Annotated in this window: 17 protein-coding genes; 10 read left to right on the plus strand and 7 right to left on the minus strand. The window is 29.2% G+C overall.

Features of this window, described 5'->3' with window-relative positions; translation table 11 throughout:
• Positions 1 to 87 precede the first annotated feature (87 nt).
• The 4 genes from MED152_RS02415 to lptB all read left to right on the plus strand — a co-directional run bounded on the left by MED152_RS02415 (position 88) and on the right by lptB (position 3049).
• Positions 88 to 1056 (plus strand): SIS domain-containing protein, encoded by a 969-nt coding sequence (locus tag MED152_RS02415; protein WP_015480260.1) that lies wholly within the window; start codon positions 88 to 90, stop codon positions 1054 to 1056.
• Entirely contained in the window at positions 1056 to 1877 is an 822-nt protein-coding gene (gene tatC, locus MED152_RS02420) for a twin-arginine translocase subunit TatC (protein WP_015480261.1), read from the plus strand. The genes MED152_RS02415 and tatC overlap by 1 nt, the downstream gene beginning before the upstream one ends.
• Positions 1861 to 2205 carry a carboxymuconolactone decarboxylase family protein gene (locus MED152_RS02425; RefSeq protein ID WP_015480262.1) on the plus strand — a complete coding sequence of 115 codons (345 nt, stop codon included), beginning with the start codon at positions 1861 to 1863 and terminating at the stop codon, positions 2203 to 2205. Before tatC ends, MED152_RS02425 begins: the two co-directional genes overlap by 17 nt.
• 100 nt (positions 2206 to 2305) lie before the next feature.
• The gene (gene lptB, locus MED152_RS02430; RefSeq protein WP_015480263.1) at positions 2306 to 3049 is read left to right on the plus strand and encodes an LPS export ABC transporter ATP-binding protein; all 744 of its coding nucleotides are present in this window, start codon (positions 2306 to 2308) and stop codon (positions 3047 to 3049) included.
• On the opposite strand, the gene MED152_RS02435 is transcribed toward lptB, so the two are convergent.
• Genes MED152_RS02435 through MED152_RS02445 form a run of 3 tightly spaced genes read right to left on the minus strand, consistent with a single transcriptional unit; the run spans position 3039 to position 5340 of the window.
• Entirely contained in the window at positions 3039 to 3395 is a 357-nt protein-coding gene (locus tag MED152_RS02435; RefSeq protein WP_015480264.1) for a glyoxalase, read from the minus strand. The two genes, lptB and MED152_RS02435, sit on opposite strands and share 11 nt — an antisense overlap.
• A 1-nt stretch (position 3396) precedes the next feature.
• Positions 3397 to 4611 (minus strand): ATP-binding protein, encoded by a 1215-nt coding sequence (locus MED152_RS02440; protein ID WP_015480265.1) that lies wholly within the window; start codon positions 4609 to 4611, stop codon positions 3397 to 3399.
• A gap of 3 nt (positions 4612 to 4614) precedes the next feature.
• Complete coding sequence (locus MED152_RS02445) at positions 4615 to 5340, minus strand: phosphatidylcholine/phosphatidylserine synthase (protein ID WP_015480266.1); 726 nt, start codon at positions 5338 to 5340, stop codon at positions 4615 to 4617.
• A 94-nt stretch (positions 5341 to 5434) separates the two neighbouring features.
• Here MED152_RS02445 and MED152_RS02450 point away from each other — a divergent pair, with 94 nt between their 5' ends.
• The 4 genes from MED152_RS02450 to MED152_RS02465 all read left to right on the plus strand — a co-directional run bounded on the left by MED152_RS02450 (position 5435) and on the right by MED152_RS02465 (position 9217).
• Positions 5435 to 6418 carry a YheT family hydrolase gene (locus tag MED152_RS02450; protein WP_015480267.1) on the plus strand — a complete coding sequence of 328 codons (984 nt, stop codon included), beginning with the start codon at positions 5435 to 5437 and terminating at the stop codon, positions 6416 to 6418.
• Positions 6419 to 6489: 71 nt separating this feature from the next.
• Positions 6490 to 7560 carry a PorV/PorQ family protein gene (locus tag MED152_RS02455; RefSeq protein ID WP_187288765.1) on the plus strand — a complete coding sequence of 357 codons (1071 nt, stop codon included), beginning with the start codon at positions 6490 to 6492 and terminating at the stop codon, positions 7558 to 7560.
• A 6-nt stretch (positions 7561 to 7566) separates the two neighbouring features.
• Entirely contained in the window at positions 7567 to 8745 is a 1179-nt protein-coding gene (locus MED152_RS02460) for a DUF4105 domain-containing protein (RefSeq protein WP_015480269.1), read from the plus strand.
• Positions 8746 to 8752: 7 nt separating this feature from the next.
• Positions 8753 to 9217, plus strand: coding sequence for a GNAT family N-acetyltransferase (locus MED152_RS02465; RefSeq protein WP_015480270.1), 465 nt, complete (start codon positions 8753 to 8755; stop codon positions 9215 to 9217).
• A gap of 2 nt (positions 9218 to 9219) precedes the next feature.
• Here the strand turns inward: MED152_RS02465 and aroQ are convergent, their stop codons facing one another.
• The 3 genes from aroQ to MED152_RS02480 form a co-directional block, all read right to left on the minus strand.
• Positions 9220 to 9633 carry a type II 3-dehydroquinate dehydratase gene (aroQ, locus tag MED152_RS02470; RefSeq protein WP_015480271.1) on the minus strand — a complete coding sequence of 138 codons (414 nt, stop codon included), beginning with the start codon at positions 9631 to 9633 and terminating at the stop codon, positions 9220 to 9222.
• Between the two features lie 75 nt (positions 9634 to 9708).
• Positions 9709 to 10197 carry an outer membrane beta-barrel protein gene (locus MED152_RS02475; protein ID WP_041383320.1) on the minus strand — a complete coding sequence of 163 codons (489 nt, stop codon included), beginning with the start codon at positions 10195 to 10197 and terminating at the stop codon, positions 9709 to 9711.
• 112 nt (positions 10198 to 10309) lie between these two features.
• Entirely contained in the window at positions 10310 to 11224 is a 915-nt protein-coding gene (locus MED152_RS02480) for a hypothetical protein (protein ID WP_015480273.1), read from the minus strand.
• A 53-nt stretch (positions 11225 to 11277) separates the two neighbouring features.
• Between MED152_RS02480 and MED152_RS02485 the strand changes: the two genes are divergently transcribed.
• Together MED152_RS02485 and xerD are read left to right on the plus strand one after the other, a co-directional pair.
• Positions 11278 to 11649, plus strand: a complete 372-nt coding sequence (locus MED152_RS02485) for a TM2 domain-containing protein (protein WP_015480274.1) — start codon at positions 11278 to 11280, stop codon at positions 11647 to 11649.
• Positions 11650 to 11713: 64 nt separating this feature from the next.
• The gene (xerD, locus tag MED152_RS02490) at positions 11714 to 12610 is read left to right on the plus strand and encodes a site-specific tyrosine recombinase XerD (protein WP_015480275.1); all 897 of its coding nucleotides are present in this window, start codon (positions 11714 to 11716) and stop codon (positions 12608 to 12610) included.
• 47 nt (positions 12611 to 12657) lie between these two features.
• On the opposite strand, the gene rny is transcribed toward xerD, so the two are convergent.
• Entirely contained in the window at positions 12658 to 14226 is a 1569-nt protein-coding gene (rny, locus tag MED152_RS02495; RefSeq protein ID WP_041383322.1) for a ribonuclease Y, read from the minus strand.
• Positions 14227 to 14271 lie beyond the last annotated feature (45 nt).

The raw sequence follows: 14271 nt of genomic DNA on the forward strand, positions 1-14271 counted from the left end.
GTTTGATGAAAGCTAATTTTATAGTAAATTTGCCTGTTTCCTATATCTAAAGATATAACTTTTTTTTATTCTGAAAAAATATAAAACTTGAAAGATAAATCATCAATAATTGCCAATGCTAAAGAGACGATTTTAGCTGAAAGTAAAGCTATTTCTCAAATGGCAGAACTAGTAGATATCAATTTTGAAAACGCTATAAATTGCATATATAATTCAAAAGGTAGAGTTATTATTACTGGTATTGGAAAAAGTGCTAATATTGCTTCAAAAATAGTAGCAACCTTTAATTCTACTGGAACACCTGCAGTTTTTATGCATGCTGCAGATGCCATTCATGGAGATTTAGGAAATGTTTTAGAAGATGATGTTGTAATCTGTATATCTAAAAGTGGTAACACTCCAGAAATTAAAGTTTTACTTCCCTTAATAAAAAATTATGGAAATAAAGTAATTGCAATTACAGGAAATATTGATTCTTTTTTAGGTAAAAATGCAGACTTTGTATTAAACACTTTTGTAGAAAAGGAAGCTTGTCCAAATAATTTAGCACCAACTACAAGTACTACTGCTCAATTAGTTATGGGTGATGCTCTTGCAGTTTGTTTATTAAAATTAAAGGGTTTTACAAGTAAAGACTTTGCCAAATATCATCCAGGAGGTGCATTAGGTAAAAGATTGTATTTACGTGTTTCTGATTTGATTAAAAATAATGAATTGCCCAAAGTAGAAAAAGATGATTCTATTGCTAAGGTAATTGTTGAAATTTCCGAAAAAAGATTAGGAGTAACAGCTGTTATGGACAATAATACCATTGTTGGAATTATCACTGATGGAGATGTTAGAAGAATGCTAACCAAAACAACGCAAATAGAAAACTTTACAGCGAAAGACATTATGGGTAAAAACCCAAAAACTATAAATTCTGAAGCAATGGCTATAGAAGCATTAGAGGCATTAGAAAATGATAGTATTACACAAATTTTAGCTGTAGATGACAATAATAATTACGCAGGTGTTGTACATTTGCATGATTTAATAAAGGAAGGAATCTTTTAATGGCTGCAGAACAAAAAGAAATGTCTTTTTTAGGACATTTAGAAGAATTAAGATGGCATTTGGTTAGAAGTGCAGCTGCAATATTTATACTTGCAATTGTATTTTTTGTTTTTGCCAAACAAGTGTATACACATTTTCTTTTAGCTCATCTTCAACCAGATTTTATTACCTATCAATTGTTTTGTGATTTTTTTAATTTATTTGGAATGGATAGCTCTTTTTGTAGCATCAATTTTGGAGAAAAGAAATTACAGAGTATTAAAGTAACATCACAGTTAATGAACTCTATTTGGTCTTCATTAATTTTAGGAGTGATAGTTGCTTTCCCTTACATTTTATGGGAAATTTGGAGGTTTGTTTCTCCAGGATTAACTGAAAAAGAAATTAAAAAATCTAGAGGTTTTATCTTAATTGCTTCTTTCTTATTTTTTATAGGTGTCTTTTTTAGTTTCTATGTAATTGCTCCAATATCAATTCAGTTTTTATACAATTATCAAATTACAGAAGCAATTGAAAACAGTTTTACATTAGAATCTCATATTGGCTTAGTAACTAATATGTTATTAGGGGTTTCTGTTTTATTTGAGCTACCTGTGTTAATCTATTTTCTAACCAAAATAGGTTTAATAACACCAGCATTTTTAAGAAAATATAGAAAGCATGCATTAGTAGTTGTATTAATATTAGCAGCTATCATTACCCCTCCAGATGTTGCAAGTCAAGTTATTGTAGCAATACCAATTTTAATATTGTACGAAATAAGTATAAGAGTTTCAGCAAGAGTTATAAAAAATCAAGAAAAGAATGCCAACAAAAGTTAAAGAATTTAATGATTATCGTCAGAAAATGAACGATAAAATTTTAGCTTCAGATAATAAGGTTATCAAAAGAATTTTTAACCTAGATACAAATGCCTTTAAAGAAGGTCATTTACCTGTAAAAACAAAAGAATTATTAGGCTTAGTTGCATCTATGGTTTTAAGATGTGACGATTGTGTACAATATCACCTAGAGGCTTCTATGAAAAACGGAGTTACGAAAGAAGAAGTAATGGAAACTTTATCTATTGCCAATCTTATTGGAGGTACTATTGTAATTCCTCATTTACGAAGAGCTGTAGAATATTGGGAAGCGTTAGAAAACGAATAAATCTATTCAACAATAGGTAACGTTTAAGATTCTATTAAGAGGATTTAGATTTAGATTACCTACATTTACCTAGTATTTAATTAAGATTCGTTTTAATTCTATGATTTTAAGAGCAGATAATATTCAAAAACTTTATGGTAGTAGAAAGGTTGTAAAAGGCATTTCTTTAGAAGTACAGCAAGGTGAAATTATTGGTTTATTAGGCCCAAATGGTGCAGGTAAAACCACATCTTTTTACATGATTGTTGGTATGATAAAACCAAATTCTGGCCAAATATTTTTGAATGATTTAGAAATAACTAAAGACCCTATGTACAAACGTGCACAAAAAGGTATTGGCTATTTGGCTCAGGAAGCATCTGTTTTTAGAAAGTTGTCTGTAGAAGATAATATCATGTCTGTTTTACAATTTACTGATCTTTCTAAAAAAGAACAGAAAATGAAATTAGAGTCTTTAATTGAGGAATTCAATATAGGACATGTACGTAAAAATAGAGGAGATTTACTTTCTGGTGGTGAGCGTAGAAGAACCGAAATTGCGCGTTGTTTGGCTTCTGATCCTAAATTTATTTTATTAGATGAGCCTTTTGCAGGTGTAGATCCTATTGCTGTTGAAGATATTCAAAGTATTGTAGCTCAGTTGAAAGATAAAAATATTGGTATTCTAATTACAGATCATGATGTGCAAGCTACTTTAGCCATTACTGATAAAACGTATTTGATGTATAATGGAAGCATTCTAAAAGAAGGAACTCCAGAAGAATTGGCTGCAGATGAAATGGTAAGAAAAGTATATTTAGGAAAAGACTTTGAGCTTAAAAAGAAACGTGTTTTTAGTTCTTAAAATTACCTATATGCCAAAGGATTCCTGAAGGGTCATGTAAAAAGAATTCTTGTCCCCAATCATTCTTAACAATTTTAGATAAACGAACTTTTTCGTATTTCTTATCTAAGTTTTTCGCTTTTATTTCTTTATAATATTCAGTTAGATTTTCAACTTCTAGAAATAACATTGAATTATCTACCCAATCTTTTACATATGCTTTTTGTAAATAGAAGCCTAAATTATCATGAATAGAAAAATAAAGCATACTGTCTAAATCTACATAGCTAAAACCTAAATCTAGATAGAACTGTTTTGACTCTTCAAAGTTTTTTGCGCCAATAAATGCTCTAACTGATTTAAACATTTTATGCTGTAATATCCTTAATTAACACTTTAAATTGAAAACAAATACCTTCAGCATTATCAGCAGGATCTTCTAAAGAATACGTACCTCCTAGCCTTTCTATTATAGATTTTACTGTGGTTAAACCAATACCTGTATTATTATTTTTTTCGTTAGAAAGTGTTTCAAACATATTAAAAACTTTATCTCGATATGCTTTTGGAATTCCTGGTCCATTATCACAGTAAACAAAAGTATAATACTCGTTATCTTTAGTAAGTTCAATGCTTAATTCTACGTTTTCTTTATCTGTAAACTTAATAGAATTTGATATCAAGTTTTGAAAAACTTGCATCAATCCTATTTTAGAACTAATTATAGAAGTATTCACTAAATTGTAAGAACAAGAAACCAAGTTTTCATGGTCAATATTTGTAATAATACTCTCTATTGTCTCCTGAATATTAAATTTACTGTAAACAATATTCTCATTATTTACTTTAGTATAATGCAATATATCATCTACAAGGTTACTCATGTAACCCATTCTATCAGCAATCAAATTTAAATAATTCTTGGCTTCTTCATCAATAAATAAAGCTGCATGATCTGTTTTTAAAACTTCCACCAAAAAATTCACTCCATTTATAGGCGATTTTAAATCGTGTGTTAAACGATATGCAAAATTATTTAACTGTTCGTTTAAGTTAGAAACTTCTTTATTTACATTTTCAAGTTCGCGGTTTTTCTTTCTAAGTTCCAGTAAGTTTACTACCTGATTTGCAAGTAATTTTAATGCTTCTTTTTGCTCTTCATTTAAAGTTTTAGGCTCATTATCAATTACACATAAAGTTCCTAAAGGATAGCCATCTTCAGTGTTTAAAGGTGCACCTGCATAAAAAATTACGTTAGGATCTCCTGTAGTTAATGGATTATCGAAAAAGCGATCGTCTTTGGTAGCATCATTTATGATGAACAATTCATCTGGTTCTAAAATGCTATGGGCACAAAAAGCAAAATCTCTTGGTGTTTCTCTTGCATCTAAACCATGATTTGCTTTAAACCATTGCCTGTCTTTATCTATTAAAGATATAAGCGCAATTGGTGTATTACAAATACTTGAAGCTATTTTAGCAATAGCATCATAGTCTTCTTCTGGCAAAGAGTCTAGTATTTTATAATTCTGTAAAGATTTTAATCTTTCAGATTCGTCTTTTGGGGGAGTTGCAATGATCATCTATTATTTCTTAGTTACTACGTTCTTTAGTATCGATAAAAGAACATACAATATTATAATGATTGGAATTGAGATGTAATTTAAGAAAATTATAAATAATAACGAAATGATTAAAAATAAATAAACAAACCAATTCTTTTGAACAGAAAAACTCTTGAGTTTTAAAGAGAATAATGGTATTTCTGCATTCATTAAATAACTTAAAGTACAGGTTACAATAATTAAAAAGTAATTGCTGCCAATTAAATTATTTACAAAATCGATATTAGAATTCTCATAGATTAATGGTAATGATATTACAAACAAACACATTGCAGGCGTTGGCAAACCAATAAAGGAATCTGTTTGTCTGGTATCTAAATTAAAATTAGCTAACCTGTAACAAGCTGCTAATGTTAGCAACAATCCAATTAATGCAACATCTAAAAATGAATCATTATAAAATTCAGTTTCTCCAAAAAAATTCAATTCTATAAGTTTAAACATAATTACACCTGGTACAACTCCACTTGTAACCATATCAGCTAAAGAATCTAATTGTTTACCTAACTCACCAGAAACTTTTAACAGCCTTGCCACAAATCCATCAAAAAAATCAAGTACAATACCTAAAACTACAAATAAAGCTGCATAACTAAAATCACCTGAAACAGCGTAAATAGTTGCAATTGTTCCACATAATAAATTTCCAAGCGTTATTAAATTTGGTATATGTTGTTTAATCTTCATTGTATTTTTTTTGATGTAGCTAAAGTAATAAAAGCAAATTGGGTTGTTTTCTATATTGTTAATTTTTTGTCATATTTGTCATATAATTATACAGATGCCAATTTTACCTTCTAATTTTTCGCCAACCATTCCTTTTAGAAATGGTCATTTTAATACCATGTACAGACCATTATTTATGAAAGGTGTTGTTAACTATAAAAGAGAAAGATTACATACTTGGGATAATGATTTTCTAGATTTAGATTTTTCAAAAGTTGGTTCTAAGACCTTGGCAGTTTTAATTCATGGCTTAGAAGGTAGTTCATCTTCTCATTACATTACAGCAACTATTAAGCATCTTAATAATAAAAACTTAGATGCAGTATGCATTAATTTAAGGGGTTGTAGTGGCGAAGATAATAACCTGCTTGCTACTTATCATAGTGGAAAAACTGAGGATGTTAGTTTTGTAATGAATCATCTTTTAGATAAATATAGCTACGAAAATATTGTAATTATTGGTTTTAGTTTAGGTGGTAACTTAACCCTTAAATATTTAGGGGAACAAGGAAAAGAATTGCCATCAGAAATTAAAGGAGGTATTGCTTGTTCTGTGCCTGTAGATATTGCTTCTGCAGAAAAAGAAATGGATAAATTAAAGAATAAACTCTATATGGAAGTGTTTTTTAAAACCATGAAAAATAAAATTTTAGAAAAAGCACATAAGTTTCCTGAATATAAATTAGACAAAGACAAACTGTTTAAAGCAACCAAATTTAAACACTTAGAGCATTTATATACAGTGCCTGTTTTCGGATTTGAAAGTCCTGAAGATTATTGGCAGAAAGCTAGTTCTAAACCTTACATTCCTTCTATTAATAGACCTGCACTACTTATTAATGCTAAAGACGATACTTTCTTATCTAAAGAATGTTATCCGAAAGAAGAAGCTAAGACTTCAGATAATTTCTTTTTAGAAATTACCAAATATGGAGGTCATTGTGGGTTTATGTCTTCTTTTAAACCATCAGATAATACTTGGCTAGAAGAAAGAATTGCAAAGTTTATTCAGAGAAACATCAATATTGATATGCCCTAAACAATAACTGTTAAAAAGAACTGTTATTTTAGTAGGTTTTTAGATATTTGTTATTGGTAATTTTCAATTTTGTGAAATACAAATTTTTACTTCTTAGTATACTTTTTTCTTCCCTTTTAAGTGCACAAGCATTTAGAAATTATTCCAACGAATTTTTAAATATTGGTGTAGATGCAGCTGCTTTAGGTATGAGTAAAGCTGTTGTTGCAACTACAAATAATGTAAATGCTAGTTACTGGAATCCTGCAGGTTTAGTAGGTATAGAAGATTATCAAGGCTCATTAATGCACTCTTCTTATTTTGCAGGAATTGCCAATTACAATCATGCTGCATTTGCTATGCCCATAGATAAACAAAGTGCTTTAGGTATTTCTGTAATTCGTTTTGGAGTAGATGATATTTTAAATACTACAGCTCTAATTGATAACGATGGTAATATAGATTTTAATAGAATTAGCCTTTTTTCTGCTGCTGATTATGCATTTAACTTTTCTTACGCTAGAAATTTAATTTTCAAGGATTTAAAACTTGGGGTGAATGCAAAGTTAATTCGAAGAATTATTGGTGATTTTGCTACTTCTTGGGGTTTTGGCTTTGATGTCGGACTTCAATTTGAGAGAAATTCTTGGAAATTTGGGGTAATGGCTAGAGATTTAACTACAACTTACAATAGTTGGGCTATAGATGAAGAAGAGTTTGAAAGTATAAGAAATGCCATTCCTGGTCAAAATCAAGAATTGCCAGAAACAACAGAAATTACCAAACCAAAATTACAAATTGGTGTTGCCAAAGACTGGAAAATTGGTCGTTTTTTCAACTTACAATCCGAATTTGATTTGAATATAAGGTTTGAACAAACCAATGACATTTTTTCATCTGAAGTTGCAAGTATAGATCCTGCATTAGGTTTGCAATTAGATTATGAAAAACTCGTTTATTTAAGATTAGGAGTTGGGAATTTTCAATACACTACAGAGTTCGATAATTCAAAATCATTATCTACACAACCCAATTTTGGAGTTGGCTTTAACTATAAAGGCATTCAAGTAGATTACGCTTTAACAAATATAGGAAGTGTTGGAAACGCACTTTATTCTAATATTTTCTCTATTACTTTCGATTATTCTTTTTTTAGAAGATAACATTACATGAAGAAAAAATACTTAATTTATATACTGTTTTTATTTTTTGCTAAATCAAGTTTTGCACAACTGCAACTATCTGTTTATTCTGAGGTAAGTATTATTACTGCTGGTCCTGGTACTGAATTGTATGAGGCTTTTGGTCATTCTGCATTGCGAATTAAAGATCCTGTTTTACAACTCGATCTAATTTATAATTATGGAATGTTCGATTTTAATGCGCCTAATTTTTATAGCAATTTTACAAAAGGAAAGCTCATTTACAAATTAGGGAGATATCGTTTTGATTATTTTTTAAGAGGTTATAATGCTGACAAACGTTGGATAAAAGAACAAGTATTAAATTTAACTAGAGATGAAAAACAAGCTTTCTTTACCTATTTAGAGAAAAATGCTGCACCTCAAAATGCCTCCTATTTTTATGATCCTTATTTTAATAATTGTGCTACAAAACTAAGAGATATTACTCAAGAAGTTCTAGGTGATAAAATTAGTTGGAATGATGAAGATATTGAAGCTAATCTATCTTTCAGGCAATTAATGAATAGAGAAATACCTTGGAATACTTGGGGTAGCTTTGGTATTAATTTGGCTTTAGGAAGTAAACTTGATCAAAAAGCTGATTTTAAAGAATACATGTATTTACCAGACTATGTTTATTTAATTTTTAAAAACAGTACAATAAAATTAAACAATAAAAATACTAGCTTAGTCAAAAAAGAAAATACAATTTTACAATATGATGAATTAGAGCAAAACACCTCTTTATTAAGTCCTTTATTAATTTTTAGTTTACTAAGCTTATTAGGTTTATTCGTTACCTTTAAAGACTGCAAAAATAAGGTTAGAACAAAAGCTTTAGATTTCATTTTATTATTCGTTACTGGCATTATAGGAGCGTTAATTGTCTTTTTATGGTTCTTTACAGACCATTCTACAACACCTAACAATTTTAATGTTTTGTGGGGATTTGCACCCAATTTAATTCTAGCCTTTTTATTACTAAAGCGAAGAAATTCAGCTTGGTTTCATAAGTATTTTATTGTGCTCATTGGTTTTCTAATCGTCATACCAATGATATGGATTTCAGGAATACAATTATTTCCAACTTCAATAATTCCTTTATTGATATTATTTTTCGTTAGATATTTATATTTATTAACGTATTTCAAAACTAAATCTTAATACAATCATGAATGCAGATTTAGAAATTATTCCTTTTAAAGAGAAATATTCACAACAATTTTATGCTTTAAATGCAGCATGGCTAGAGAAATATTTTTACATAGAGCCTTATGATGAAAAAGTACTTAGCAAGCCTAAAAAATACATTATTGATGAAGGTGGCTATATCTTTTTTGCAAAATATAAAAATGAGATAGTTGGTGTGGTGTCATTAATCAATCAAAAAAACTATTTTGAATTGAGTAAAATGGCTGTGGACCCTAAGTTTCAAGGTTTAAAAATTGGTAAATCACTGGTTAAATTTTGTATCGATTTTGCTAAGAATAAAAAATGGGATAATATAATTCTATATTCTCATCGATCTTTAGAAACGGCAATTCATTTATATAGAAATATGGGTTTTGTGGAAATTCCTGTAGAAGAAAACTCACATTATGAAAGGGCAGATATAAAAATGATTTTAGAGTTGTAAGCCTACAAAAAGCTCTGAATGGCCAAATCGTAACCTTTTAAACCAAAACCAAAAAGTACACCTTTAGCAGCAGGAGCTATAAAACTTTTATGCCTAAAATCTTCACGAGCATGAACGTTAGAAATATGTAATTCAACAACAGGTGTTTCTATACCTTTTACTGCATCACCAATACCAACAGAGGTATGCGTGTAAGCTGCTGCGTTTAAAATAATTCCATCATAATCAAAACCAACTTCGTGCAACTTATCTATAATTTCACCTTCTATATTCGATTGAAAATAGCTAAGCTCTACAGTATCAAACTTCATTTGTAAAGTTCTGTAATACTCTTTAAAAGTTTGCGAACCATAAATTTCTGGTTCACGTTTACCTAATAGATTTAGGTTTGGCCCGTTAATAATGATAATCTTCATAAATTCAAAAATACAATTATTTACATAAAAAAAGGAGGCTAAAAGCCTCCTTTAAATTTTATTGATGATATTAGATTATAACGCGAACGTAAATCCTAATCCTACATTATTTGCATTTGCACCATCATCACTTATACCTTCAAAGTATAGTGATAAACTAGTAGCATCACCAACCATGTAACTTAACATTGGTTTATAGTAAAAACCACCATCATTACCATCATTAATTCCAAATGCATAACCAATTTTAGATCCTGCAGAGAAATTATTAGAAATTCTATAATGTAATGAACCAGCTACTGGTAAAAACTGAATTGATTCTGCTTCTACTGTTGTGCCTAAAAACTCATACTCTTCACCAAAATAATTAATGAATCCAGCTGAAACTCCTAACATTAAATTGCTATCTGTAGCAAAAGAGTAACCTAAATCTCCACTTAATGCAAAAGAACTTGCATCTTCTAAATCACCAACTGGTAAACCTCCATTAACGCTTACTGTAAATTGAGCGCTTGCTGCTAAACTGCTTAAAACTAAAGCACATACTAAAATTACTTTTTTCATATTTCTTAATTTTAAATTATAATACGAAACTAGAAATAATAGCATTTTCAATTTAACTCATTCACTATTTTTAAGAACGATATCAATTCAGTAAAAAGAGAAATAATTTGAGTTATTTATTATTTTTTTTAGGCTTTACAGTAAGTTTTACAATGTTTAATATTGCTGCTTCACCTTTCTTTAAATTTGCAACAACCTCATACTCTCTTCGAAAATCGTACAATTTTAATTTAGTAGTATTTGTTTCTAACTTACCTGCATCAACAGTAATAATTTTAAAGGTATTTACCTTTTCGTTTAAGTTTAACACAAAAGACTGTTTGCGTCTTGATACTTTAATGTTCTCTATAACTGGTTTATCATTTTGTAATATGGTAATTATATCACCATCTTCAATTCCATAATCCCAAACATCAATTTCTATTTTGCTAGAATAAACGAATACAGAAACTTTTTCTCCGGAATTAATTTTAGTTTCACTAAACTTTTTAAGGTAATTCTCTGGCTTCAAGTTGTCTTTAACAATACTATCTACTCTTTTTACCTTCTTAATTTTTTTATAAACCTTTTTAACTTTCTTTTTAATGAATTTTTTACCTACTAATTTAATCTTACCAGTAGCACAAGTATCTTTATCATCGTAAATACCAACAAAATTGCCATCTAACAACTTTTTATTAGAATCGCCTTTAAAATCTCCTTCAAAACTTACAAAGCAGAATTCCTCTGGCAAAAATTTAGATTTGGTATATAGAATATCACTTTCTTTAAACTGAATTTTATTTGTCTTTTTATTGTAGTAACCTCTTATATAAGATTTGGTTTCATCTTCACCATCAATGTCTGTAATAGAATAACCTTGAATAAAATTATTCTTTTCTAAGTCAAATTGAATTTTATAAGATATAAGTTGATTTTCATCTAGAACAATTGCTCCAAGCAACTCAAAATCGAATTTTTTAAGATCTTGAGCGTTAAAACTAAAAATAGCGACCAAACAAATTAATAAGCAAAAATTAAATTTCATAGATATTTTTTAGTTAACTTTAGAACAAATTAACTAAAATTATATTTGTAATTATGAAAAAATCATTAACTATTTATGCATTCCTAGTTGCCTTTTTAGCATTCTCTTTTAATGCAGAAGCTTCTTTTCCTGTAAAGAAGAAAACAAAAACTGTAGAAGTTGTAAAAGGAGATAAGGTAGAAAAATCAGAAGTTACTACATTTTCTTCTGCAGCAAGTTCAGGTAAAAGTCAAACAACAGCTTTATTACTATCTATCTTTTTAGGAGGTTTAGGTATTGATAGATTTTACCTTGGTTATACCTTATTAGGTGTTTTAAAACTAATTACTTTAGGTGGATTTGGTATTTGGTATATTATAGATTTAATTATGATTATTACTGGTGATTTACAGCCTAAAAATGGTAGTTATTCAGAAACATTGTAATACATATTTACTTATAAATTATAAACCATCCAATTTTGGATGGTTTTTTTTATATTAGTATTTAATGAATTGGAAAAACGCCATCAACGATTATCAATTATTTTTAAAAATTGAAAGAGGTTTATCTCAAAACACCATAGATAGTTATACTAGAGATTTAAATAAACTAACCCAATTTTTAAATGTAAATGATATTGAAATATCACCTATAAAAATCGATAAAGAAATTGTACAGCAGTTTATTTATGATGTTGCAAAAGGGGTGAATCCTAGAAGCCAAGCAAGAATTATTTCTGGTTTACGTAGTTTTTTTGACTATTTGGTTTTCGAAGACTTTAGAGAAACAAATCCTACAGATTTAATAGAAGCACCCAAAATTGGTAGAAAGTTACCAGACACACTTTCTGAAGATGAAATAAATTCGCTGATTCAATCTATAGATCTAAGTCATCCTCAAGGAGAAAGAAATAGAACAATTCTAGAAACCTTGTACAGTTGTGGTTTGCGTGTAAGTGAATTAATTACACTTAAAATATCTGATCTTTATTTTGACGAAGGCTTTATTAAAGTAACTGGAAAAGGAAATAAAGAGCGTTTTGTACCTATTCATTACAATGCACAGAAATACATCACAACTTATATTCATCAAATTAGAAATCAGGTAAAACCGGTTAAATCTTTTGAGGATACTTTGTTTTTAAATAGAAGAGGCAAAGGTTTAACCAGACAAATGATTTTTACCATTCTTAAAGATTTGGCTATTAAAATTGACTTGAATAAGAAAATAAGTCCACATACACTAAGACATTCATTTGCAACTCATTTATTAAAAAACGGAGCAGATTTGAGAGCCATTCAGCAAATGTTAGGACATGAAAGTATAACTACTACTGAGGTTTATGTACATTTGGATAATAGTTATTTAAAAGAAATTGTAGAAACCTATCATCCTAGAAAATAAAAAATCCCACAAAAGTGGGATTTTTAATATCAATAAATTTTTAGATTCTATTTAGCTACATTCACAGCTCTAGTTTCTCTAATTACTGTTACTTTAACTTGACCAGGATAAGTCATGTCATTTTGTATTTTCTGAGAAATATTAAATGACAACTCAGAAGCTTTAGAATCGTTTACTTTAGTACTTTCTACCATAACTCTCAATTCACGTCCAGCTTGAATAGCATAAGCCTTCTGAACTCCTGTAAAACCAAAAGCAATTGCTTCCAAATCTTTCAAACGCTGAATGTAAGAATCTAATACTTGACGTCTTGCACCTGGTCTTGCACCAGAAATAGCATCACAAACCTGTACTATTGGAGAAATTAAACTTTTCATTTCAATTTCATCATGGTGTGCACCAATTGCATTACATACATCTGGCTTTTCTCCATATTTCTCAGCCCATTCCATACCTAATAAAGCATGTGGTAATTCACTTTCTGCATCTGGCACTTTACCAATATCATGCAATAAACCAGCACGTTTTGCAACCTTAGAATTTAAGCCCATTTCTGCAGCCATAATTCCACATAAATTTGCAACTTCTCTAGAGTGCTGCAATAAATTTTGTCCATAAGAAGAACGATATTTCATTCTACCTACTGCTTTCACCAATTCTGGATGTAAACCATGAATTCCTAAATCAATTACTGTTCTTTTACCAACTTCGATAATTTCTTGAGAAATTTGTTTTTCGGTTTTCTTTACAATCTCTTCAATTCTAGCAGGGTGAATTCTACCATCTGTTACTAATTTGTGCATAGACAAACGAGCTATTTCTCTACGGACAGGATCAAAACAAGATAAAATAATTGCTTCTGGAGTATCATCTACTATAATTTCTACACCTGTAGCAGATTCTAAAGCCCTAATATTACGCCCTTCTCTACCAATAATTCTACCCTTAACATCATCAGATTCTAAGTTAAATACAGAAACACAATTCTCTACAGCCTGCTCTACACCTACTCTTTGTATAGTTCCTAAAACAACTTTTCTTGCTTCTTGCTCTGCAGTAAGTTTTGCTTCTTCAATAGATGTTTGTACAAAAGCCATTGCTTCTGTTTTTGCTTCATCTTTTAAAGAACTTACCAATTCTTTTTTAGCTTCTTCTGCAGATAAACCAGAAATTTGCTCAAGCATATCTACATGCCTTTTATGCATTTTTTCAAGTTCGTTTTCTTTCTTTTCTAAGAAATCTAGCTTAAAATCGTAGTCTTTTTCTTTTTGTTCTAAAGATTGGTTTAACCTTTTATTTTTATCGAGTTCAGAAGCTACCTTAGATTCTCTATCTCTAATTCGCTTTTCTACATCAGAAATCTTCTTTTCTCTAGATAAAATTACTTTCTCGTGTTCAGATTTTAATTCTATAAACTTTTCTTTTGCTTGTAAAATTTTATCTTTTTTAATTGATTCTGCATCAATTTTTGCTTCTTTTAGAATAGAGCTAGCTTCTTTTCTTGTGCCATTTAAAATCTTCTTTCCTTTAGATTTCTCAATTGATTTAAATATTATAAAACCTAAAGCGATTCCTACTAAAACTCCCAAAATAAGGGGAAGTATTATTCCTTCCATAATTAAAATTTGTATATAAAAAAAGCCTACATTAGTTGGTTTTTT

The sequence above is a fragment of the Polaribacter sp. MED152 genome, assembly GCF_000152945.2.
Taxonomy (GTDB): domain Bacteria; phylum Bacteroidota; class Bacteroidia; order Flavobacteriales; family Flavobacteriaceae; genus Polaribacter.

Bases quoted from the DNA above. Each gene is read 5' to 3' on its own strand.
- tatC (WP_015480261.1), top strand. From the start codon at position 1,056: ATGGCTGCAGAACAAAAAGAAATGTCTTTTTTAGGACATTTAGAAGAA.
- MED152_RS02425 (WP_015480262.1), top strand. From the start codon at position 1,861: ATGCCAACAAAAGTTAAAGAATTTAATGATTATCGTCAGAAAATGAAC.
- lptB (WP_015480263.1), top strand. From the start codon at position 2,306: ATGATTTTAAGAGCAGATAATATTCAAAAACTTTATGGTAGTAGAAAG.
- MED152_RS02435 (WP_015480264.1), bottom strand. From the start codon at position 3,395: ATGTTTAAATCAGTTAGAGCATTTATTGGCGCAAAAAACTTTGAAGAG.
- MED152_RS02440 (WP_015480265.1), bottom strand. From the start codon at position 4,611: ATGATCATTGCAACTCCCCCAAAAGACGAATCTGAAAGATTAAAATCT.
- MED152_RS02445 (WP_015480266.1), bottom strand. From the start codon at position 5,340: ATGAAGATTAAACAACATATACCAAATTTAATAACGCTTGGAAATTTA.
- MED152_RS02450 (WP_015480267.1), top strand. From the start codon at position 5,435: ATGCCAATTTTACCTTCTAATTTTTCGCCAACCATTCCTTTTAGAAAT.
- MED152_RS02460 (WP_015480269.1), top strand. From the start codon at position 7,567: ATGAAGAAAAAATACTTAATTTATATACTGTTTTTATTTTTTGCTAAA.
- MED152_RS02465 (WP_015480270.1), top strand. From the start codon at position 8,753: ATGAATGCAGATTTAGAAATTATTCCTTTTAAAGAGAAATATTCACAA.
- aroQ (WP_015480271.1), bottom strand. From the start codon at position 9,633: ATGAAGATTATCATTATTAACGGGCCAAACCTAAATCTATTAGGTAAA.
- MED152_RS02475 (WP_041383320.1), bottom strand. From the start codon at position 10,197: ATGAAAAAAGTAATTTTAGTATGTGCTTTAGTTTTAAGCAGTTTAGCA.
- MED152_RS02480 (WP_015480273.1), bottom strand. From the start codon at position 11,224: ATGAAATTTAATTTTTGCTTATTAATTTGTTTGGTCGCTATTTTTAGT.
- MED152_RS02485 (WP_015480274.1), top strand. From the start codon at position 11,278: ATGAAAAAATCATTAACTATTTATGCATTCCTAGTTGCCTTTTTAGCA.
- xerD (WP_015480275.1), top strand. From the start codon at position 11,714: ATGAATTGGAAAAACGCCATCAACGATTATCAATTATTTTTAAAAATT.
- rny (WP_041383322.1), bottom strand. From the start codon at position 14,226: ATGGAAGGAATAATACTTCCCCTTATTTTGGGAGTTTTAGTAGGAATC.